Source organism: Paraburkholderia xenovorans (genome assembly GCF_046030735.1).
Taxonomy (GTDB): Bacteria; Pseudomonadota; Gammaproteobacteria; order Burkholderiales; family Burkholderiaceae; genus Paraburkholderia; species Paraburkholderia xenovorans_A.
The window spans coordinates 32659-54053 of sequence record NZ_JAQQBV010000032.1; the positions used below are offsets into that span (position 1 = coordinate 32659).

The window sequence follows — 21395 nt, forward strand, 5'->3', positions numbered from 1 at the left end:
TGCATTATCGCGCCATCTCGTCCTCGCCGCAAGCGCACGGCGAACAGCGCACGGCAGGCCAAACGTCCGTTCAATCCTTCCACGCCGACCCAAGAATCATCGTGCAAAAATTCTCGCGATGATAATGCGGGTCTTTCAGCGCCAGCACGTCCGCCTTCACGTTGCCGAAGGTCGTCTCCGGCTTGTGGATCGTGCCGTGCGCGAACGCGTCGATGATGCCTTCCTTGAAATGCGCGCCACGCGGATGCGCATGAATCACCTCGTGCCGCTGATGGTCGGTGAACTCGTCGTACGCGAGGCCGAGCACGTCCATCTCGACACCCGCCGTGACCAGCGCGACCACCGGCTTCATATATTGCGGAATGCCCGGTGTGGTGTGCAACGCGATCGAATTCCACACCTGCTCGATGTCGCTCTCGCCGATGCCATGCCGTTGCAGGAAATCGCGCGCGGCGTTCGCGCCGTCCACCTCGAAGCGATCATGCTCGCTGCTGTACGGCGCGACGAGCCCCATGTCGTGGAACATCGCGCCGATGTACAGCAACTCCGGGTCGTACTTGAGCTGCTTGCGCTGGCCAGCGAGCGAGCCGAACAGAAACACGCGGCGCGAATGGTGATACAGCAGTTCGGTTTCGGTATCGCGCACGAGCTGGGTGGCTTCGCGCGCCATCATGCTGTCGGGAATCTGGATGCCTGCAATCGTCGTCATGTGAAGTGCTCCTTTGCGGTGATGAGGACACGCGTCTTTGTCACGCAAAGGCGCGTTTGGTATGCTGATCCGCGGCGCTTGATCGGCCTGGCGAGCCGTGCGTCGATGAAGTTCAGTATTGGCTAGCGCGCTTTCGCGGGCAATCGCCGCGCACCGTTGAACCCTGCCAGGCGCACCGCGTTGACTGCCGTGACGCGGGCACCCTGCTCATCGCTCATCGTTCACCGTCCAAGGAATTCCTTCGATGCCCACCGTCGCGATCGCGATCTTTCCAGGCGTGCAGGCGCTCGACGTCGCCGGTCCGGTCGACGTTTTCTCCGAGGCGAACCGCTTCGTCGCGCCCGAAGATCGCTATCAGGTGACGCTGCTGAGCGCCGATCCCGGTCCGCTGCGCGCGTCCAACGGCATGACGCTGAGCGCCGACGCCACCTTCCACGAAGCGCGCCGCCCGTTCGATCTGGCTTTAGTTGCGGGCGGTCCCGCGTTGCCCGAGGGCGCCGCGCCGGACTCGCGCCTGCTCGAATGGCTGGCGAGCGCCGCCTCGCAATGCGCGCGTTACGGTTCGATCTGCACCGGTGCATTTGCGCTCGGTCACGCGGGTCTGCTCGACGCGCGCAACGTCACCACGCACTGGCAGCACGCGGCGCAACTCGCGGCGCAATTCCCAAAGGCGCGCGTCGATTTCGATCGCATCTATCTACGCGACGGCGAGCTCGTAACGTCGGCCGGCGTGACAGCCGGCATCGATCTGTCGCTCGCGCTGGTCGCGGAAGATCACGGCCCGCATACCGCGCTGGCCGTCGCCAAACGGCTCGTCGTATTCGCGCAGCGCCAGGGCGGCCAGTCGCAATTCAGTCCCTATCTCACCGCGCCCGCCGACGACACGTCGCCGGTCGCCAAAGTCCAGGCGCACGTGATGGAGCGGATCAAGGAGAGCTTCACCGTCCGGCAATTAGCGGACGTAGCCGGCATGAGCGCGCGCAATTTCGCGCGAGTATTCGTGCAGGAAACCGGGATCACGCCACACGAATTCGTCGAACGCGCGCGTGTCGACGCGGCGCGCAAACTGCTCGAGAGCAGCGGCGCCGCACTGAAGGCGATTGCCTACGACTGCGGCTTCGGCACCGCCGACCGGATGCGGATCGTCTTCACAAAACGTATCGGCGCGACGCCGATGCAGTATCGCGAGCGGTTCCGTTCCACCTGAGCGGATGCCGGCGCCGCTGCGGGCAGCGAGCGTCGCGTGAGAAAATGACGGCCTCTTCAAGTCAACGAGCACAGGGCACGCCATGACCTCTTCCTCTCCGATCCGCGCGATCGTCACCGGCCATAACCGCGGCCTCGGCGCCGCGCTCGCCGAACAACTGCTGGCACGCAACGTCGCGGTACTGGGTTTGTCGCGCTCGCGTCATGCCACGCTCAACGAGCGCTTCCCGGCCCTGCTGGAAGAAATCGAAGTGGAACTGGCCGACCCGGCGCGCGTCGCGCAATGGCTGGCGACGGATGCGTTGCGCGCATTCGTGAAGGGTGCCCAAAGCGTGCTGCTGATCAACAACGCGGGCATGGTGCAGCCGATCGGCCCGATTGAAGGACAAAGCGCCGCGGACATCGCGACCGCCGTGAGCCTGAACGTGGCCACGCCGCTGATGCTGGCGAGCGCCGTCGCCAGTGTCGATGCGACCGACCGGCGCATCGTGCATATTTCCAGCGGCGCGGCGCGCAACGCGTACCCCGGCTGGAGCATCTACTGCGCGACCAAGGCCGCGCTCGATCATCACGCCCGCGCCGTCACGCTCGACGCAAATCGCGCGCTGCGCATTTGCAGCCTCGCGCCGGGCGTGATCGATACGAACATGCAGGCGCAAATTCGCGGCAGCGGCGAAGCGCAGTTCCCGATGCGCGAAAAATTCGAAGACCTGAAGCGCAACAACCAGCTTTCGACGCCCGAAGCCTGCGCCACTCAATTGCTCGATTACGCGTTCAGCGACGCATTCGGCGACACACCGGTTGCCGATATTCGCGAGGTCGCGAAGCAAGCTCGCTAAGCGTCTGACGAACCCGCTCAACGCTCCCGAAAAATCTCACCTTTGAGCGGCTCGCCGCTCAACTCGCGCCGGACGCGATCATCACGTCGCGTTCGGCCGCACCAATTTCTCCGTGCGGCACGAACACATAGCCGCGCCCCCACACCGTTTGCACATAGCGCGGCTCCGACGGATCGATTTCGATCAGACGACGCAGCCGCCAGATCGACACATCGAGGCTGCGTCCCTGATGCACGACACTATTGCCGCGCAATTGCTCGTTGAGTTGCGCGCGCGTGAGCACCGTCATCGCGTGATTGACGAAGATCTTCAGCAACGCGAATTCGGAACTGCGCAGCGCGAAACGCTCGTTGTCGCGACGCAATTCGCGCGCGGAAAAGTTCAGCTCGCAGCGGCCGAAGCGATACGGTGGACGCGTCTCCGGCGCGCCTGGCGCGAGCGCGCCGCGCCGGCGCAACAACACGCGGATGCGGGCCAGCAATTCGGCGGGATCGGCGGGCTTGCTCATGTAATCGTCGGCGCCGAGTTCGAGACCGATCACGCGATCGATCGCCTTACTGCTCGCCGACAGCAGGATCACCGGCAGGTCGTTGCCGCTCATGCGCAAGTCGCGCAAGACGGCAAGCCCGTCGCCGTGCGGCGCGGACACGTCGAGCACCAGCAGCGCCGGGCGCTCCGCCTCGATCACATGCTTCAGGCCAGCAGAATGCGGGCGTGCGGATACGCCGCAGCCTTGCCCACGTAAAGATTCGCCCACCACGGCCGTTAAACCGGAGGCGGCGCCTACAAAGAGAATATGCTGACTCATCCAACTGATTCCAGGAGACGATCGGTTTTCAGAGACAGGCGATGGCTTGCAGGAATAGCGAAGCCGCTGACCGCTTGTCGTCCGCGTCGCCATCTTCCCCGCATGGCGCTTATCTCAAAACGGGGAACAGCCCATAAGGTTGGCAATTTCTTCCCAACTCTTTCAGTTGAGAACGTGTTATAGGCCCACGCGCGATACGATCTCCCCACGCGCGCCAGCTCCCGAAAAGTCTCACCTTTGACACGAAGCAGCCGGGGCCAGGCGTGCAAGCTCGCTCGGGATACTCCCGAAAAGTCTCACCTCAAGCGTTTGGGGGCAGGCCGCAAAGGCATGCTGGGCGGGGTGGGAGGGTGATCAAACAGGCCATTCCCGAAAACGCTCACCTTTGGAGCGTTCGGAGTAATCGGCATACCCAGGTAAGTGACGCCGACGAAAACCGTCGAGTCTGCAGGATGAGGTGCGGGCTGACGCTGTGTTAGGAGTCAGCTCCGCATAGTCGTTACGGCTTGCGGACCAGCACTTAGGAGGCGTCGTCGAGCGATCGCGGATGCCTGCTTGGTCCGCGATCGCCGGAATATGCGGCGCCGCGTCCTCTACTTCCGCATACGGTGCACATCCTTAACGATAGAACAGCACCTTGCTTGAATCAGCTTCCATACGGCGCTGCATCTCATTGAGTTCGTCTTTGGTGAAGTTCTGGGTCACCGGCTGGGTCGATACCTTGAGACGGTCGAGACTCACCGATAAAGAATGCGCCGCGTGACGATGCACGTTTGTTGCATCGAAGTCGATGAAGTTGTACTTCGCTGCGATTTCGCTGATTAGCTGCTCCGCCCGAGCCTCTTGATCAGCATGCACACGGGGATCGTCTGCTCGCTCGCTCGTGATGTGAACATGCATCTCTGCGTTGAAGTTGTCGGGCATCTGCTGAGCCAACTCGTTAGCGACTTCGCTCCGATTGGCCTCCGGCTGCATATGAGCCAGGAACGCCTGCCTTTTCACTCCATCTTCGTACGTGACCGCGAGGCCGAGACAGGGGTTGAGGCCCATTGTGGCCGCGCTCCTCAGCGAGTTGGACGCGCCCTCCTTCAACAGCACGCCTTCGCCCATCCCGACAAGCCCACGCGACAGATTGCTGGGCCCGGACGGCCTGGGGCGATTTGGAGAAGGAGGCCGGGATAGGCCGTCCAACAAAGCTGGAATAGTCGACTGCACCGTGACCTTGGGAGTCGTCGGTGATGTGTGGGAAGTCGGCCTCGGATCTGCCGTGTGCGAAGAGGTGGAGGCGGAGGTGAACGAAACTGATTTCATGGCTTCATGTCGCGGCGATTTTGGACAAGCGATGTGGGAATGCATTTGATCATCCACGTGATCGCCGGTAGCTGCGACGTCCGAAAAATCGATGCCATATACGAAGAATTTCAGCTCAAAACCGCATGCCGTTTCGGTGATAGCAATGCTTGCAATTCCCCACCCGGTTGCTATCATTGATAGCAACATCACAGGAGGTACTGCAATGGCAAATCTTTTGGTACGTAATGTAGACGACACTTTGGTTCAGAGTCTGCGCGAGTTGGCGGCTGCGCATGGCCGCAGCGCCGAAGCCGAGCATCGCGAAATACTGGCAAAGGCGCTGCGAAAACCCAAGCGTAAGAGCTTTGCGGAAGTGTTGATGGCTATTCCGAACGTTGGCGCGGATTCGGATTTTGAGCGCGTCGATGACGGCGAGGCACCGCGTGTATTTGGTTGATACGAACGTTATCAGCGAGGTCCGAAAGCGTGACCGCGCGAACAAAGGGGTACGTGCGTTCTTCCGTCAAGCGGTGCGCGACGACAGCAATATTTATCTGTCGGTGGTTACCGTTGCCGAATTGCGCCGTGGCGTTGAACTGATCCGCTACAGGGGTGACGCGCAGCAGGCGACAATCCTGGAAACGTGGCTTGTGGCGATCATGGCTGACTATGCGCACAACGTCCTGTCAGTGGACGAGGAAATCGGTCAACTATGGGGACGGCTTCGGGTCCCGCATCCGGAGCATGCTTTGGATAAACTGATTGCGGCCACTGCGTTGATTCATGACCTGACCGTCGTGACGCGTAACGTCGATGACTTTGCGGGAACAGGGGTCCGGTTGTTGAATCCCTTTGACTAAGGAAACGTGGGCCAATGTCGGCCAGGCTGCTGGGCCAACGGGTTCACGTCTCGCGATCGCAGGGATGGTGAGCCAGCTCCCGAATACCCTCACCTTTGGGTGTTTTACGCACATCCGGAAGCGTTCGGAGTACCTTCAAAACCGGCCGTCATTGCAACGGCCGGTTCGTTCATGCAGGCAAAATCAGAACTTGTGGCGAATACCCACAACGGCCAGTTCCTGGCTGTTCGTGCCCGAGCTCACGCCGAAGCTGCCGATCGAAGCTTGCGCGCCCACGACCTTGCCGCTCGCGTTCAGCGTGTTGCCGCTCGCCTTCTGGTAGCCCGCCAGCGCATACAGTTCGGTGCGCTTCGACAACGCGAAATCCCCACCCAGGTTGACCTGGTTGTAGTGCGCCGAGGCCGGACCGGTGAGCGACGTGTAGTTGTAGCCCACACCGGCGCGCAACGCAGGGGTGATCTGATAGTTGAAGAACACCGAACCGTTGTTGAACTTCGCGGTGTCGCGGTACGTGGAGAACGCGTCGGTCGCGTACTGCGTGTTCGAGTAAGCCACGCCGACCGTTGCCGCGCCGATCACATACTGGCCGCCGACACGCACGATCTGAATCGACTTCGCGCTGGCAAAGCCCGCGTTGATCACGGTGTTGAACAGCGTGTCGGAGGTGCTCGTCCACGTGCGTGTGTTCGTATTCGTCACGGTGGTGTTGCCACCGTTCGCGTAGAAATAACCTGCGCCGACCGACAGCGGCCCGTTCGCGTAGGCCGCGCCGAAGCTGTACGTCTGACCGTTGCCGGTTGCCCCGGCCACGCCGCCCACGCCGTACAACGCTTCGACCTGGAAGCCGGCGAACAGCGGGCTCACGTACTTGATCGAGTTGCTGACGCGCAGACTGTTGTCGTAGTTGTCGAGGTCACCCGGCGACGCGAACGTGCCGCCGAAGTAGTTGTCTTCGGTGAGACCTTGAACCAGATCGACGACCGGGTCGTATTGACGTCCGAGCGTGACGGTACCGTAGCTGCCGCTCGACAGACCGACCACCGCTTTGCGGCCGAACTCGCGCGAGCCCTGGCCGAGCGCGCCCGTGCCGACGTTGAAGCCGTTCTCGAGCTGGAACACAGCAGCAAGACCGCCGCCCAGATCTTCGGTGCCTTTGAGGCCCCAGCGGCTACCGGACATATTGCCGCTGCTGAACTTCACGAGCGACGACTGATTCAGGCCATTCGCGCCCTGTGCGTTGTGCACGTAAGCGATGCCGGCATCGACGATACCGTACAGCGTGACGCTGCTTTGCGCTTGAGCGTTGGCCGCGAGCAGAAGACCTGCGGGGATTGCGAGCAGAGAAAGTCTTTTCATTTTCATCGAGTTCCCGTATCAATGTTTTATTTGTTTAAAACTGGCGAAACGATACGAGACGGCCCGCTGTCGGCAAAAGAACTAATTCTTCGAAGAATATAAAAACGACAGTTTTGTGTCGGCTTATATGACGACACGTTTCCGTGTGTTAAAAGCGCGGGGAAACGAGAGGAAGCGCCATCCCGGCGCCGTGCAGCGCCCTACAACGAGACGTCACGCCGCCACGGCGGACTGTTCGGAAGGCGCGTATTTCGATGTCGCGAGGACGTCGGCGGGAACAGGCACATGCGCGCGCCGCATCAGCACGCCGCTGTGGAACATCAGCAGATCGCCCGGCTCGCAGAAGGTCCAGGCTTCGTCGGTAAGCGGCGTGGTGGCGATGACCGCCGTACGATCGGCCGGCGTGCCGCGCTCGGCGAAGTCCACGCTGAGATCGCCGTCGACGAGACGTGCGCTCGAAAACGGCCAACGCCGTATCACGTAGGACAAACGCGTCGAGCAATACGCGAACTGCACTTTGCCGTTCGACAGCACGAAATTGAAAATGCCGTAGGGGTTTAGCGTACGCGTCGCCTGCTCGATCACGTCGAACACCGCGTCGATGTCGTCGATATCCGACTGATTGCCGAAATGCGCGTAAAGGCGATTCATGATGAAGCAGAACGCCGCTTCGCTGTCAGTCGTGCCGACCGGCGCAAAAGGACTCTGCTCGATTTCGCCGAACGGCCGCAGATCGCCGTTGTGCGCGAACACCCATTGCTGACCACGCAGTTCGCGCATGAACGGATGGCAGTTCTCCACCCGCGCGGCACCCTGCGTCGCCTTGCGGATATGCGCGACGACGTTGCGTGACTTGATCGGATAGCTCTTCAGATATTCCGCGACCGGCGATTGATACGCCGGCTTTTCATCGACGAACACGCGGCACGCCCGGTCTTCATAGAACGCTACGCCCCAGCCGTCGACGTGATGGTCGGTCAGACCGCCACGCGCGGCGAAACCGGTCAGCGAGAAAGTGACATCGGTGGGTTCGGCGCAGCTGAGGGCGAGCAATTGGCACATGTTCGCAGACTAGCGTGTTTCCAGCGCTGTCGTTATAGCGAATCGTGCTTTGCAAATCAGCCGCGAGCGGCTCCCGAAAAGCCTCACCTTTGGGGCGGAGCGCCTTGCTGGGCGCCATTCGCGGCGATGCTTACCGCATGGACCGACGCGCTGTTGAGCGCGTGATTGTCCGCGTTATCGGCAGGCTCAGCTCGCCAGCTTGCGGAACGTTTCCAGCACGGCATCGCCCTTGAACGGCTTGACGATCCAGCCCTTCACGCCGGCCGCCTTGCCACGTTCCTTCATCGCCGGGCTGCTTTCCGTCGTCAGCATGATGACGTTGACCGACGTGTTCGCGAGTTCGCCGCGAATCTTCTCGACCATCGTGAGCCCGTCCATGTTCGGCATGTTGACGTCGCTGATCACGAGCCGGATGCCGGGGCTGGCCTTCAGTTTCGCGAGGCCGTCCTTGCCGTCCACCGCCGTGTCGACGTCCAGACCGTTCTTCTTCAGAAAGCCGGCCACTTCGTCGCGCACCGTGCTCGAATCGTCCACCACCAGAATTTTCGACATGATATTTCCTATGACAACATTCAGAACAGCTCCAGCTCTCCGCTGGTTTCCTCGACAGCGCTCATGTCCGCGACGAAGTCGACCGGCGCATACGCGCAGACGCAAACCGTCGCGGCAAGCTGCGCCGAACCATTGAGCGTGATCGCATACGATTGCACGAAACCCGGCTTCAATTCATGCAGATGCGGCAGACAGCGTGCGCTCAGCACGTAGGGTGTCGACATGCCGAGGTCCGGGAAATAGTGCAGCAATTCCTGGTTCATCGCGCCACAGCACAAGTTGCAGATTTCCAGAAACGCTTCCTGGAACGGACGCTCGTCGTCGCCTTGCAGGTAGTAGCCGCGCGTGCCGTCGTTCTCGTCGAAGTGAAGGATCAGCAGCAATCTGAAGACGATCGACGAGATGGTCAGCACTACCACCTGCGTGTCTTTGGTCGACCCTTCACAGGCGTCGGCGAGCGGCACGATCTCGCAGATATCGCTGGAATCCACCGGCAAACGTGCTTGCGCGGCCTTACGGAAAATACGTTCGAAGCTGTCCTTCGCCTGAGCCGTGATCACATCAGCCCCTTAATGCAGCTTCGAATGAAACTGGTTTGCCAGCGACTCGACGCTGGACAGCGACGCCGCAATCATCTTGCCGCCGGCCTGAATGTCCTGAAACGTCGACGTGGTCGTCAGATCGTTGCGATGCAGACTGTCGCGATAGCTCTTCGACAACTCCTCCGAGCGCGCAGCAAGCGCGCGCACCTCGCTCGCCACCACCGCGAAACCGCGACCGGCCGGACCCGCACGCGCCGCTTCGATCGACGCGTTCAGCGACACGATCACCACATGCCGCACGATCGACGACAACTCCTGGTTCTTCGCGTGCATGTCGTGGTTCTGCGTCATCAGCGAGATCATCTGCTCGTGCCAGCGCTCGAAGGTCGCGCCGAGGCTCTTCAGACGCGCGGCCTCGCCGGCGATCTGGCGCGCCTGTTGGGCCCACTGGTCTTTGTCGTCGGTGGCGGCTTTGAACGACGCGCGCAATTCATCGGTTGCGGCGGCTTGTTGCGCCAGTTCGTCGCGCAACTGGGCGATCAACGCTTCCGTATCGCGCGCGACCTGCTCACGCTCCACGCTCGTTCTGCTGCGCTCCGCCTGCTCGGCGTTGAGCGCGTCGAGCTGCGTGCGTGATTCGGCCCGCAAGCGCGCCGTCAGATTCGCGGCCTGCACCTTGTGCGCGGCCAACGCCAGCAGCGCGGTCACCGCGCTGCCTGCCAATGCCGCCAATACATACTGTTGAATCACAACCTTTCCTTCATAAGTCCGTCGCGCGGAGTGCTACGCCAGTGCGTCGAGTTGCAGTTCGCCGGTGTCGCGCCGTGCCTGTTCACCGAGCGTATCCACCGCGACGCTATCGGGCAGACTGACGATGGTCTGGAATTGACGGAACGCCGCGCCCTTGTTGTCGTCGGTGAAGCGCAACTCGATGCCGCCGTGCTCGCGCTTCAGAAAATCGCGCACCGCATCCATGCCGACACCGCGGCCCGACACTTCGGTGACCGTTTCGGCGGTCGAGAAGCCCGGCCGGAAAATGAAATCGGCGATGGCTTCGTCGCTCGGCGATTCGTCGCTGCCGATCCAGCCGCGCTCCGTCGCAATGCCGCGAATCCGTTCGAGCGCGAGGCCGCGGCCGTCGTCGCTGAGCGTGATCTGCAATGCGCCGCTGTCCACACCGACTTCGATATCGATCGTGCCGGCCGGCGTCTTGCCCTGCGTTCCTCGCGCCTCGGCGGTTTCGATTCCGTGGTCGATCGAGTTGCGCAGCAGGTGCATGAACACGTTGTTCAACGTGCCGCCCGCCTGGCCACGCAGACGGTAACCGTTGTCGTCGATACGAACTTGCGGCGCTTCCTTGCCCAACTCCTGCGCAAGCGAAGGCAGCGAGTTCAACACGCCGGACAACGCATCGGCCACACTTTCGCTGCCCAGCGCGAGCAGGTTCTGGCGCATGGCGTCGCGCATCGATTGCAGCGCCTGGAGTTCGCTTACATTCGTCCGGTCCAGCAGGCTCAGCGTTTGCTGGATGTGCGCCTTCTCGACCATCACATAGCGGCTGGCGTCGCCGGCCTGATTCGGCGCGCTCTTGCCTTTACGGCCGAGGCTCTGCTCGTTGATCCGCGCATAGCTTTCGATCGCCTCGCGAACACGCGTGAGTTCCTGCATCAGGTGATCCTGATCCCACGGACGATCGGCATCCGGCTGACGCAGTTCGTGATAGCTCTGCTCCGTCTCATGCACGACGTTCGTCAGATGCTGCAGGTTGTACGTGCGCGCGTTGCCCTTGATCGTGTGCATATTGCGGAACAGTTCGGCAATCGCCGCATGGTCAGCTTCCGAATGCTTGCGGATGATCCGCTCGTTCTCGCTGACGAACCCCGCCGAGCTTTCGATAAAGTGATGGAACTTCTCTTCGCTGACCGCGAGAATTTCGCCGATCATGTCGAGGCGGCGGCGTTGTTCGCTGGCTTCGGCCGCGAGTTTGCGCAGCTCGGTCACGTCGCGCACGCACAGCATCAAACGCACGATCACGTCGTTTTCGTCGGTGATCGCCGACCAGCTCAGGTCGAGAATCTTCACGCGACCGTCGGCCATGCGCTTCGAAATTTCGCCTACCAGCAAGTGCTGATTGAACGCGAAGTTGATGCAATCTTCGCCGAGGCACGCATGCGCGGCGGCATCGACTTGCGACAGCACGTCCGAGCCGAGATCGGTATCCGAGAACACCAGCTCCATCAGGCCGCGGCCGGCAATGTCCTTAGTCTCGAAGATGTCTTCCAGATAGGCCGAGTACTCCGAGTGGATCACCGCGCCGTCGATCACGGTCAGAATGCCTTGCTGCATGTTCTGCAACATCGCCTGAATGTCGGCGGTTTTCTGCTTGAGTTGCGCGGAGCTCTCCTGAATCTTCTCGATCATCCCGTTGAAGGCGACGATCGAATGGCCGATCTCGTCGAGACGGCCCACCGGCACACGGCGCGTGAAGTCCTGGCTCGACGCGATCTCGCTCATCATCGCCTGCATGCGGCTCAGCGGACGCGTGATCTGGCGGTACAGCAGCGAGCCGATCGACGTCAGCAGAATGATCGCGATCCCGGTGACGATCGCAATGGCCGTCGTCGTGGTGGAGAGCGTCGTGTTCAGCGTGGTGATCGCGTCGTCCTTCTCGCGATTCTTCTCCACACGCAGCGTTTCGACGATGCCTTCGAGTTCGTCGCGATACTGCGCAACGTTGGCGAACAGGTACGCCTGCGCGAGTTCGTTCTTGCCGGCGGCCTTCATTTTGGCGGTCTCGGCGATCGCGGAGAAGTAGTTCTCGAGGCTGTCGTTTGCCTGCGAGACGAGACCCTTCTGCGCATGACTCGCGGCGTCTTTCGCCTGCAACGCGAGCGCTTGCTGGAGCGAGACTTTTTTCTTGTTCAGTTCGTCTTGCGCCTGGGCGACCATGTTGTCGTCCGGCGCGTAGACCAGCGTCATGATGGCGAGCTGCACGTCTTTGACTTGCGAGACGAGGTCGGCGGAAGCCAGCGCGCTCGGCACGACACCTTCGGTCACTTTGCGCACTTCGGTTGCGCTGCCGCGCGTCTGATAAACGGCGTAACCGCCGATTGCCGATAGTGCGACGAACATCAAGACAACCAATAGCGTGATGCGATGACGAATCGTCATGGTGAAACCCCCGAACGTATGGCCTTGTGCGCTTGTTACCCTCTACCGGGGTAGCGCGTATGGGCTGAAGCTGGTCGATGCTTGCAGCGCTGCGGATTATTCCGGGGGCATGTTACTAAGCGATGACTTCAATGGAATCGAAAGATGCTTTAGGAATTTAATTCGAATTTTCTAAAGTTTATTTATTCGCTGCCGTTAATCTTGTGCTGCAAATTTTATTCGTCGTGACTGAACGGGGACCGGGGCGACACGAAACCGTCACGACAGCAGCGCCAAACTAGCCTCCACCGCATCCCGTGGAGCGCACCGATGACCGTTTCCGTCCGCAGCTATCTCTCTCCCACGCTCGTGCTGCTGGCCTTTGACTGGCCGGACGGCAAGAACCGCGACGACTTCCTCGGTTTCGCGATCAAACGCACGCCAGGCTTTTTCGCCGCCGACGGTCACGACCGCGAAGCGAGCAGTTGGCTTCCGAATCGCCTGACCTTCAAGGGCGCGGTGCCGGATACGCAGAAAGACGCGCCGTCGAACGAAGCGCCGATCCAGAAATTCATGTGGTGGGATGCGCGTATCGACGAACCCGATCGTGAGAAGCAGTTCAGCTATATGGTGTATCCGGTGATCGGCACGCCGGATGCGCCGCAGCTGCTCGACGCGCAAAAGTCCGAATGCAAGCTCACGCTGCCCGCGCATGTCGAGGCGAACGTCGGCACGTGGTTCAACCGCGCGGTGGTGAGTTCGCAAGCGTTCGCGCGCAAAGTGGCCGCGTTGCATCTGAAGCCAGACGAAGCGCCGCCGCCCGCGCAGGCGTTGCGCCTGCGCACGTGGCTTGCCAACGACTTGCAGCAGGTGTTCGGCCTCACGCTGACACCTGCGCATCGCGCGGCGGCAGCGGTGTATCACCTGACCGATCCGTTGTGGGCCATTCCGGCATTCGACGCTTTCGGCAAGAAGAACGGCAAGGCGTCGCTCGCGATCGTCTACGACTCGCACGAAGTGCGGGAGAAGGGCAAGCCGCCGGCGCCATCGCCGAATCAACCGGCCGTCGACGAACTCGCCGATGTCGCCAGCTTCGCGCCGCGCGACAAGACGCACATCATGCACGACAAGTTCATCGTCGTGGACGACGGCAGCGATGAAGCGTCGCCGTCGCGTGTGCTGACAGGCTCGGCAAATTTCACCACAGAAGGCATCACCGAACAGGCCAACGTGCTGCACCTGTTCGATTCGCCGGAACTGGCCGCGTTATATAGCGATCGCGCGGAGCGCCTCGCCGCGAATCCCAGCATCGCCGATACCGCGAAGCTCTCGCATGGCTGGTCGGAGACGGTTCAGGTCGGCACCGCTAAAGTCCGCGCGATCTTTTCGCCAGAGCCGAAAGACTCGCGCCTGCAAATCGATACGATCGTCGACGCGATCGGCAAAGCGAAGCACTCGGTCGTGTTCTGCCTGTTCATGCCGACCGACGCGCCGCTGCGCGACGCCTGCTTCGCCGCGGGCGACAAAGGTCTGATGATGTTCGGGCTGGTGAACCACATCAGCGCGAAGTCGGCCGAGGCCGCGCAAACGGCCCAGCAGGATGGCCAGATCGTCACGACAACCGCGCTCGCCAACATGGAGCTTTACCACCGCAGCCGCGACAAGCGCGATGTGATCGACGCCGAATACTTCTCGCCCGCGACCGTGCCCGCCGGCTTCGAACCCGAGCTTCGGCTGTTTCCAGGCGAACACGCGCCGAGCTACGCGCCTGTGATCATCCACCACAAGTTTCTGGTGATCGACGCGGAAAGCGACAACCCGATCGTCTATACCGGATCGGCGAACATGAGCAATAACTCGGAGCATTTCAACGACGAGAACCTGCTGGAAATTCGCGACCGCCGTATCGCCGGCACTTACCTCGCCGAATTTCTGCGTCTGTATGAACACTATCGGGCGCGCGCGCTTGCGATCGAGCAGAAACAAGGCGGCACTCCCACGCGCCTGATGCTGCAGCCGAATGGCGATTGGGCGAAGAAGTATTTCGTCGATGGTAGCCCCGAAGCGAAGGCCCGCATTGCGCTGGCTCACGGCGCCGACTGAGGTTGCATGTAAGGGGCGGCGGGAGTTCGACGCCTCGCGTTGCGTCGAGCTCCCGAATCTCCTCACCTTTGAAATCAAAGTGCGAGGACAGGTAGTGACTTTTTCACCGCACGTTCTCCCGAATGTTCTCACCTTTGGGTGTTTTCGCCTGCATTTCTATCGCGCTAAATGGTCCGGTGAGTTTTTCTCCAGCTCATCGCATCACCGGAAATCGATGCTGGATGCACTCCCTGGAAATCCTCACCTTCTCATGAGTGCGAGTCGATGCGCGCTTTTCCTCACCTCCTGGAATCGCTCACCTTTCGACGGTCGAGGTCCTGGAACAGCTCACCCTCCTGGAACGGCTCACCTTTAAAGAGCAGATCCTGGATTAGCTCACCCTCCTGGTAATCCTCACCTTTGCGCGAAACGTTTCTTTGTTACGGTCGCTGCTGCTACCGTTACCGCTTCGCGAACAGCACGACCGGTGTATCGACAAAATCCGCCGACGACAACGGCATCCCCAACGCGTGATAAAGCTCGCTGGAAATGACGTTCATATTGTTATCCGGCTCGGTCAATTTACCGACGAACCAGATGCGTTTATGCGCGGCGAGCAGCGCTTTGATTTGCGGGCGATCGCTTTCGATGATCGACGGCGCGCCTTTATTGCTTTGAAGATACGGCCGCGGCATATCGACGGCGGGATACGCCGCAGGCAATGCCGCGATGTTCAGCGTGACCGATTGATCGCGCGTGTAGTAGTCGAGACCCAACTGCAATTCGTTCGGATAGACCATCACGAGATCGCCCGGCTGATATTTCGACGCGAGGTATTGAGCGGCACCGCGCAAGTCCTGTGTGTTGCTTCGGTAATAGCCGATGTCCTGGCCTACGCACATCAACGCCATAACCGGCAAGATCACGAACTTCAGCTTCTGCATCCTGCCCGGCAAAAAAAGACCGAGCGCAACGACAAACAGAAACACTGGAGCAATCCATTCGAAGGTGCGCGTGACGAAAATCGGCTTGATCAGATAGGACGCCGTGAACACGCCGGCCACCGGAATGAACACGACGCCGACGACATAAACAGCGAACGCACGGCTGGTCTTGTAGAGACGCAACCACGCGAGTACCGCGACGACGCTTGCCGGCACGAAAGCGAACTTGCCGCCAGCGGCAAGCGTGAACGGCCATGTGAGCATCTTCGGCGAGATCGACGCCCAGAAGGAACCGGCCACCGTCTTCGATTCGATGAACGCGATTGGAATGCACGGCGCCCAGATCAGCAACGCGACGAGCAATGCCTTGATCGACACGATCAGGTCGCGGCGACGATTCGTCGAGAACAGCAGAACGGCGCCGAACATGCCGATCCAGTTACCGAAGATGATGAAGGGACTCGTGTTGTGCAACCACAGCGTCACGCCGGCGTAGATCCCTGCCGGCAGGTAAGCCAGTTTTAACGACGACGATTCGGCCGAGTCGCGCGCATCGATCAGAAGGCGTTTGAGCAACGCCGCCGATGCGACGATCATCAGCGTGGCAAACAGCGTTTGCATCGCGTAGGGCCGCGCTTGCTGCGCGTACTCGATGCTTCCTTGATTGATCGCGAGCAAAAAGGCCGCGACAAAGCCGATCCGGTCGTAGCGGTTTCCGAACCCGAGCAGACGCGGCGCGAACGCAGTGACGGCAACCGTCGCCAAACTCGCCGCCACCGAAAGCGACCGCATGCCGGCTTCGGACGATCCCGCGGCCCACGTCCAGATTTTCAGCAGCGAGTAATAGAACGGCGGATGCGTTTCATAGAACGGCGTCTGGGTCCACAGCGCAGTCCACGAAAGATTCGAGAACCAGTAGCTATAGGCTTCGTCCATCCACACCGATCGCTCGGACAGCGTCGGCAGACGAAACACGAAAGCCAGCAGCAACACCAGCACGACCGTGGGCATGAACCAGCCGATCGACTTTACGCGAGTCAGTAGTCGTGAGATTCGATCGCCGTTGAAAAGCGTGTGCCTGTCGACGATCGTTTGTTGATTCCCCGGTGTTTCTATTGTTTTGGACGGCATCATTGCGGCGCTCTCTGTGGCTGCATTGTGTTTAAACCCGGATTGCGAACCGACTACGGGCGCGCACTCGTTTGAGCACGTTGCTGCGGCTTGAACGTCCATGCGGAATTGATCAGGAACGTCATCACCAGAACCAGCCCGGTCGCGACGATCTGCGCGAACAGGTAATTCACGTGGTGGCTTTCCGCGAGCACCTTCATCACCATTCCGTTGACCAGCACGCCGAGGCATGCGATTGCCGCGAACTTCGGCAATGTCGAGCGATGGCTCGCAGTGGAGCGGAACGTCACGCGATGATTCAGCCCGTAATTGATCAACGCGCCGACGCTTGCGCCCACCATCGATCCGACTGCCGGTGTCGCGAGGCCGGCATGCACCGTGGCGATCAACACCACGTACTGCGCAAGCGTGCCGAGCGCGCCCACTGCGGCATAAGCGACGAAGCGCGCCGCGGACGCCCGCTCAATCATGACTCGCGCCAGGCTTGCGGTATCGGCTTTTCACGAGATACACGGGCCGTTTTTTGGACTCGACATAAATTCGCCCGATGTACTCGCCCAACACGCCAATGCCGATCAACTGCACGCCTCCCAGCAACAGGACGACCGTCAGGATCGACGCGTAACCCGGCACGGCAATGCCCTGGATCAGCGTGCGCGTAACAAGGAACGCCGCATAGAAAAATGCGCCGAGCGCGACAAAGCTGCCGATATATGTCCATACGCGCAGCGGTAGCGTGCTGAAACTCGTGAACCCTTCGAGCGCGAAATTCCACAGCTTCCAGCCGGAGAATTTCGAGGTTCCCGCCGCGCGCGGCTCGCGTACATAGTCGACTACCGCCGTGCGGTAACCGACCCATGCGAATAGTCCCTTCATGAAACGTCGCGTTTCCGGCAATTTCTTCAGCGCGTCGACCACCTCGCGCGTAATCAGACGAAAGTCACCGACGTTTTCCGGAATGTGCGTATCGCAGACGGCGTTGTGCATACGATAGAACTGCGCCGCCGTCACCCGTTTCAGCGCGGAGTCGGAGTCGCGGTTGCTGCGGCGCGCGAGCACGACGTCGTAGCCTTCGCGCCACTTGCTCACCAGTTGCACGATCACGTGCGGTGGGTCTTGCAGATCGGCATCGAACGGTACGACGATGTCGCCCGCGGCTTCGTCGAGTCCCGCCGACAACGCCGCTTCCTTGCCGAAGTTGCGTGTGAGATCGATCACGTGAATGCGCCCGTCCATCGCGGACCGAGCCAGCAACTTCGCCAACGTGCTGTCGCGACTGCCGTCGTTAACGCAGACGATTTCGAACTTCACACCGTCGATCGCTTCGAGCACCGGCAGCGTGGCGTCGAAGAACTGCGCGATCATTTCCTCTTCGTTGAAGAACGGGACGACGAGCGACAGCAGCGCGGTTTTTACTTCCGCCTGGTGGGCGACGGAGGTCGCCTGGGCCTGCGCGGGCGGCACACGGCTGTCGCCGAGACCCGGTACTTCCGGATAGCGTTCTCTCAAGAGCGGCGAGGCCAGTAGTTCGTCGCGACCGACATAAATCATGTTTCGCCTCTCTCAACAGCACAGCCGACGAGTACGGTGAATGGGCCGCCCGGCGCTGCGCGCGCGTGTCGGGACGTTGAAGGCCAATGTATCGGGGATCGGTCTGAACGTTTGTTCGTCGTCCCACATTGCCTGAGCGCGCGCGCGGGGTGCGGGGTGCGGGCAATCCCTGAGGTGAGGTGCCGCTTCGAATTTTTCGCTTTTTAGCGAGGAGCAGAGCTGGAGTGTTGGTGAAGTATTGGAGGTTGTCGGCATCACCGATGAGCGGCTTTGCGTTGACTCCCTGGAAATCCTCACCTTGTGAGAGGTGCGTGCGGATTCGATATCTTTTTCACCGCGGGAGGTGAGATGGCGATCGGTGAGGACATCTCCTGGAAGGGCTCACCATCCTGGAACGTCTCACCTTTGCGAAACGTTGCTTGCCGACCGTGCTTACAGCCAGCCTCCGCTTATCCGGGAATCCTGACCTTTTCGACGGTTTTCGTGCTCGACAACGATGGCCCTAACGCTTGGGAGTTTTTCATCAGATTCTTCGGCTCCGCGCGTAGGCATCCGCCTAAAACTTCACCTTCACCTGAAACCCAATCGTAAACGGCAAATCGTCGGAAGGAATCGGCGGAATCACAATGAAGTTTGCGCCGACGCGTTTGTATTCGAGCATCACGATCGGTGCGACCACCGGCCCGATCGTGTGATCGCGGCCAAGACCCCAGTTGCCGTAGTTGTAGCCGGAGATAATTCCGCCGATCGCCGCAATCCGCACGATGCCCCAGTGCGCGAACTCCGGCGCCCAAACGCCGCCGCCGTAGTAAGAAGGCCGGCGCAGCGAGTTGCGGAAGCCGCCTGCCGTCACCGCCCATTGATTGTTGATCCAGCATTCCACGCCGAGGCCAGGGTTGAACTGGTCGAAATGCGTGTTCGGGTCAGGGTTGATGTGGTACGAGCCGAGCATCGCGTCGACCCATATGCCGCCTCCGCACCAGTCGCCCGCATACGCGGACGAAGCGACCGTCAGGCTCGCAACGAGGCCGACCGCGATATTTCGAATGTTTTTGTTGATCTGCCGACAATGCATGTGTTCTCCGCCACCGGTCGCGTGCCGATGTCATCAATGTTCTGGTTATGCCTGTTTGCTGTCCGTCGCGCACTGTACCTCAAGCCGCACAGCCGATGTCGAGGACGCGCTCGGGCGCCCGGGCACAACACGTGCCCCACGGCGCAGACGCAACAATAGCGGAGAACCGATGGCAGAGCGGTGAACGCGCATCGCGCGTTTCACGTCGCGTGATCAAAGACCGAGGTCGGACAGACCCGGATGGTCATCAGGACGGCGGCCAAGCGGCCAGTGATACAGGCGGTCGGATTCGCGAATCGGCAGATCGTTGATACTCGCATGACGGCGCGCCATCAAACCGTGCTCGTCGAATTCCCAATTTTCATTGCCGTATGAGCGGAACCAGTTGTTCGAATCGTCATGCCATTCGTACGCGAAGCGCACCGCGATGCGGTTCTCTGTAAACGCCCACAGTTCCTTGATCAGCCGGTAGTCGAGTTCTTTCGCCCATTTGCGGCGCAGCAAGCCGACGATCTCCGCACGGCCGTGCGTGAACTCGGCGCGATTGCGCCACACGCTGTCCGGCGTGTACGCGAGCGACACGCGCTCGGGGTCGCGGGTATTCCAGCCGTCTTCCGCGGCACGTACTTTCTGGATCGCGGTTTCGCGTGTGAACGGCGGCAGCGGTGGACGGGTTTCGATCGTATCGGTCATGGTGAGTCCTCGGTCAGATTACGGTTCGATTCGCCGGGATGGCGGTCGTTTGGTGCTCGGCTTCGTGCTCGGCTTCGTGCTCGGCTTACCGGTGTCGCGCGTCGAGCCGGTCGGGTCTTCGCTTTCGAGCAAAGCCTCGGCGACCGCACGCGCGTCGAGCGCCGCGTCGGCCTCGCCGCTCACCAAAGCGACGGCAATCGCGCCGTCGAGCAAAACCAGCCATTGCCGCGACAATTGCGCCACGCGGCTCGCGTCCATAGCGGATTCCACGGCAAAGACATCGCATTGCGTCCGGACGAACGCGAGCAGGCGCTCCTTGTGTTCACGCGCGACGATCCGGATCGGATCCTCCGCCGAAGCGATTTCGCCGGCGGCGTTCAGAAACGCACAGCCGTGAAAATCCGCTGAAGCGAACCACTCGCGCAGTACGTCGAACATGCCGAGCAGGCGTTGCCGCGCGCGCTCGCCACGCTGCTGCGTACCGGCGATAAACCAGTTCATCCAGCGTTCGTCGCGCCGCTCCAGCGCGGCGGCAACGAGCGCATCTTTCGATTCGAAATGGGTGTAGAAGCTTTTGCGCGCCGTGCCGGACTGCTTGACGATTGCGTCGACGCCGGTTGCGTGGATGCCGCCCGCGTAGATCAACGCCTCCGCAGCGGCAAGCAGCCGCTCTCGCGCGCTGCCGGTTGCAGCGGCCTCGGTCGGGGTTTCGGTTTGCGCGGTAATTCGTGTTCGGGTAGCCATAGGCGAAGGGTAGAACGATCATTCTCCCTCGTCAAGACTTTATGCTGCTTCTGCGGTTTCTTGACGCAAGCTGCTATCGTGACGACGATCGATCAACCGGAACGAAGCTCATGAATGCCTCTATTGCCCGCGCCGCTTTCGTGCGCACATTACTCGGCGCGGTGCTGCTGGCCGCTGCCGCCTGCACACCCGTGCAGGTTCTCACCCACAGCGTCAGCCAGAACGAGGCGCGTGTGCCGGCCGGTCAATACGATCTCGATCACGACCACTGCAGCATTACCTTCGACGTCGACCACTTCAAGTACTCGCGCTTTACAATGCGCTTCGATCGCAAGCAGGGGCAGCTCCAGTGGAACGAAGGCGGGATGGACAAGAGCACGGTAGCGATCACGATCGACGCTGCAAGCATCGACACGAACGTGCCGCTACTCGACAAGATGGTGAAAAGCGACAGCCTGCTCGACGTGGCGCGTTATCCGGAAGTGCGCTTTGTCAGCACACGCTTCGCGCGCACCGGCGAATCGCGCGGCACGCTGACCGGCGATCTGACGATTCACGGCGTCACGCAACCGGTCACGCTGGACGTCACCTTCAATGGCTTCGCGCGCGATCCGCTAACGAAGAAAGACACGCTGGGCTTTTCCGCAGACGGCCATTTCAGCCGCGCGAAGTTCGGGCTGGCGACGTGGTATCCGGCCGTCGGCGACGACATTCACGTGCGCATTCAGGCTGAATTCGGCAAAACGCCCGCAGGCGCGTGAGCGCGATGCGGGCGTCTTTAAAGCGCTTTGAACGAGC

At 61.0% G+C, this 21395-nt stretch carries 21 protein-coding genes; 6 read left to right on the forward strand and 15 right to left on the reverse strand.

All coding sequences use genetic code 11. The features are described from left to right. Positions 1–70: 70 nt before the first annotated feature. A complete protein-coding gene (locus PQQ51_RS26295) occupies positions 71–709 on the reverse strand; it encodes an HD domain-containing protein (RefSeq protein WP_408499879.1) in 639 nt (212 codons plus the stop codon). 244 nt (positions 710–953) lie between these two features. On the opposite strand from PQQ51_RS26295, the gene PQQ51_RS26300 reads away from it, so the two are divergent. Together PQQ51_RS26300 and PQQ51_RS26305 are read left to right on the forward strand one after the other, a co-directional pair. Continuing rightward, a complete protein-coding gene (locus tag PQQ51_RS26300; RefSeq protein WP_408499880.1) occupies positions 954–1916 on the forward strand; it encodes a GlxA family transcriptional regulator in 963 nt (320 codons plus the stop codon). A gap of 82 nt (positions 1917–1998) precedes the next feature. After that, positions 1999–2754, forward strand: a complete 756-nt coding sequence (locus PQQ51_RS26305) for an SDR family oxidoreductase (protein WP_408499881.1) — start codon at positions 1999–2001, stop codon at positions 2752–2754. Positions 2755–2812: 58 nt separating this feature from the next. Here the strand turns inward: PQQ51_RS26305 and PQQ51_RS26310 are convergent, their stop codons facing one another. Together PQQ51_RS26310 and PQQ51_RS26315 are read right to left on the reverse strand one after the other, a co-directional pair. Then, positions 2813–3562, reverse strand: a complete 750-nt coding sequence (locus tag PQQ51_RS26310) for a winged helix-turn-helix domain-containing protein (protein WP_408499882.1) — start codon at positions 3560–3562, stop codon at positions 2813–2815. Between the two features lie 618 nt (positions 3563–4180). Then, entirely contained in the window at positions 4181–4672 is a 492-nt protein-coding gene (locus tag PQQ51_RS26315) for a hypothetical protein (protein ID WP_408499884.1), read from the reverse strand. A gap of 406 nt (positions 4673–5078) precedes the next feature. Here PQQ51_RS26315 and PQQ51_RS26320 point away from each other — a divergent pair, with 406 nt between their 5' ends. Beyond that, entirely contained in the window at positions 5079–5312 is a 234-nt protein-coding gene (locus PQQ51_RS26320; protein WP_408499954.1) for a FitA-like ribbon-helix-helix domain-containing protein, read from the forward strand. Continuing rightward, positions 5299–5715, forward strand: coding sequence for a type II toxin-antitoxin system VapC family toxin (locus PQQ51_RS26325; protein WP_408499885.1), 417 nt, complete (start codon positions 5299–5301; stop codon positions 5713–5715). Before PQQ51_RS26320 ends, PQQ51_RS26325 begins: the two co-directional genes overlap by 14 nt. A gap of 183 nt (positions 5716–5898) precedes the next feature. Here PQQ51_RS26325 and PQQ51_RS26330 read toward each other — a convergent pair whose 3' ends face one another. The 6 genes from PQQ51_RS26330 to PQQ51_RS26355 all read right to left on the reverse strand — a co-directional run bounded on the left by PQQ51_RS26330 (position 5899) and on the right by PQQ51_RS26355 (position 12398). Beyond that, a complete protein-coding gene (locus PQQ51_RS26330; RefSeq protein WP_408499886.1) occupies positions 5899–7071 on the reverse strand; it encodes a porin in 1173 nt (390 codons plus the stop codon). Positions 7072–7284: 213 nt separating this feature from the next. Then, positions 7285–8133 carry a class II glutamine amidotransferase gene (locus tag PQQ51_RS26335; RefSeq protein ID WP_408499887.1) on the reverse strand — a complete coding sequence of 283 codons (849 nt, stop codon included), beginning with the start codon at positions 8131–8133 and terminating at the stop codon, positions 7285–7287. Positions 8134–8319: 186 nt separating this feature from the next. Next, positions 8320–8685, reverse strand: a complete 366-nt coding sequence (locus PQQ51_RS26340; protein ID WP_408499888.1) for a response regulator — start codon at positions 8683–8685, stop codon at positions 8320–8322. A gap of 20 nt (positions 8686–8705) precedes the next feature. Next, positions 8706–9245 (reverse strand): hypothetical protein, encoded by a 540-nt coding sequence (locus PQQ51_RS26345; RefSeq protein WP_408499889.1) that lies wholly within the window; start codon positions 9243–9245, stop codon positions 8706–8708. A gap of 9 nt (positions 9246–9254) precedes the next feature. Beyond that, a complete protein-coding gene (locus tag PQQ51_RS26350; protein ID WP_408499890.1) occupies positions 9255–9977 on the reverse strand; it encodes a methyl-accepting chemotaxis protein in 723 nt (240 codons plus the stop codon). A 33-nt stretch (positions 9978–10010) separates the two neighbouring features. Continuing rightward, complete coding sequence (locus PQQ51_RS26355) at positions 10011–12398, reverse strand: ATP-binding protein (RefSeq protein ID WP_408499891.1); 2388 nt, start codon at positions 12396–12398, stop codon at positions 10011–10013. A 309-nt stretch (positions 12399–12707) separates the two neighbouring features. On the opposite strand from PQQ51_RS26355, the gene PQQ51_RS26360 reads away from it, so the two are divergent. Then, the gene (locus PQQ51_RS26360; protein WP_408499893.1) at positions 12708–14480 is read left to right on the forward strand and encodes a phospholipase D-like domain-containing protein; all 1773 of its coding nucleotides are present in this window, start codon (positions 12708–12710) and stop codon (positions 14478–14480) included. 440 nt (positions 14481–14920) lie between these two features. Here the strand turns inward: PQQ51_RS26360 and PQQ51_RS26365 are convergent, their stop codons facing one another. The 6 genes from PQQ51_RS26365 to PQQ51_RS26390 all read right to left on the reverse strand — a co-directional run bounded on the left by PQQ51_RS26365 (position 14921) and on the right by PQQ51_RS26390 (position 20597). Next, positions 14921–16414, reverse strand: coding sequence for a glycosyltransferase family 39 protein (locus tag PQQ51_RS26365; RefSeq protein ID WP_408499895.1), 1494 nt, complete (start codon positions 16412–16414; stop codon positions 14921–14923). Positions 16415–16587: 173 nt separating this feature from the next. Next, entirely contained in the window at positions 16588–17004 is a 417-nt protein-coding gene (locus PQQ51_RS26370; protein ID WP_408499896.1) for a GtrA family protein, read from the reverse strand. Next, a complete protein-coding gene (locus PQQ51_RS26375; protein WP_408499897.1) occupies positions 16997–18085 on the reverse strand; it encodes a glycosyltransferase family 2 protein in 1089 nt (362 codons plus the stop codon). Before PQQ51_RS26375 ends, PQQ51_RS26370 begins: the two co-directional genes overlap by 8 nt. Before the next feature lie 556 nt (positions 18086–18641). Next, on the reverse strand, positions 18642–19160 hold the full coding sequence (locus PQQ51_RS26380; RefSeq protein WP_408499898.1) for a hypothetical protein: 519 nt from the start codon (positions 19158–19160) through the stop codon (positions 18642–18644). A 213-nt stretch (positions 19161–19373) separates the two neighbouring features. Next, a complete protein-coding gene (locus tag PQQ51_RS26385) occupies positions 19374–19853 on the reverse strand; it encodes a nuclear transport factor 2 family protein (RefSeq protein WP_408499899.1) in 480 nt (159 codons plus the stop codon). A gap of 18 nt (positions 19854–19871) precedes the next feature. Further along, positions 19872–20597 carry a TetR/AcrR family transcriptional regulator gene (locus PQQ51_RS26390; RefSeq protein WP_408499900.1) on the reverse strand — a complete coding sequence of 242 codons (726 nt, stop codon included), beginning with the start codon at positions 20595–20597 and terminating at the stop codon, positions 19872–19874. A gap of 110 nt (positions 20598–20707) precedes the next feature. Between PQQ51_RS26390 and PQQ51_RS26395 the strand changes: the two genes are divergently transcribed. Then, a complete protein-coding gene (locus tag PQQ51_RS26395; RefSeq protein WP_408499901.1) occupies positions 20708–21358 on the forward strand; it encodes a YceI family protein in 651 nt (216 codons plus the stop codon). Positions 21359–21395 lie beyond the last annotated feature (37 nt).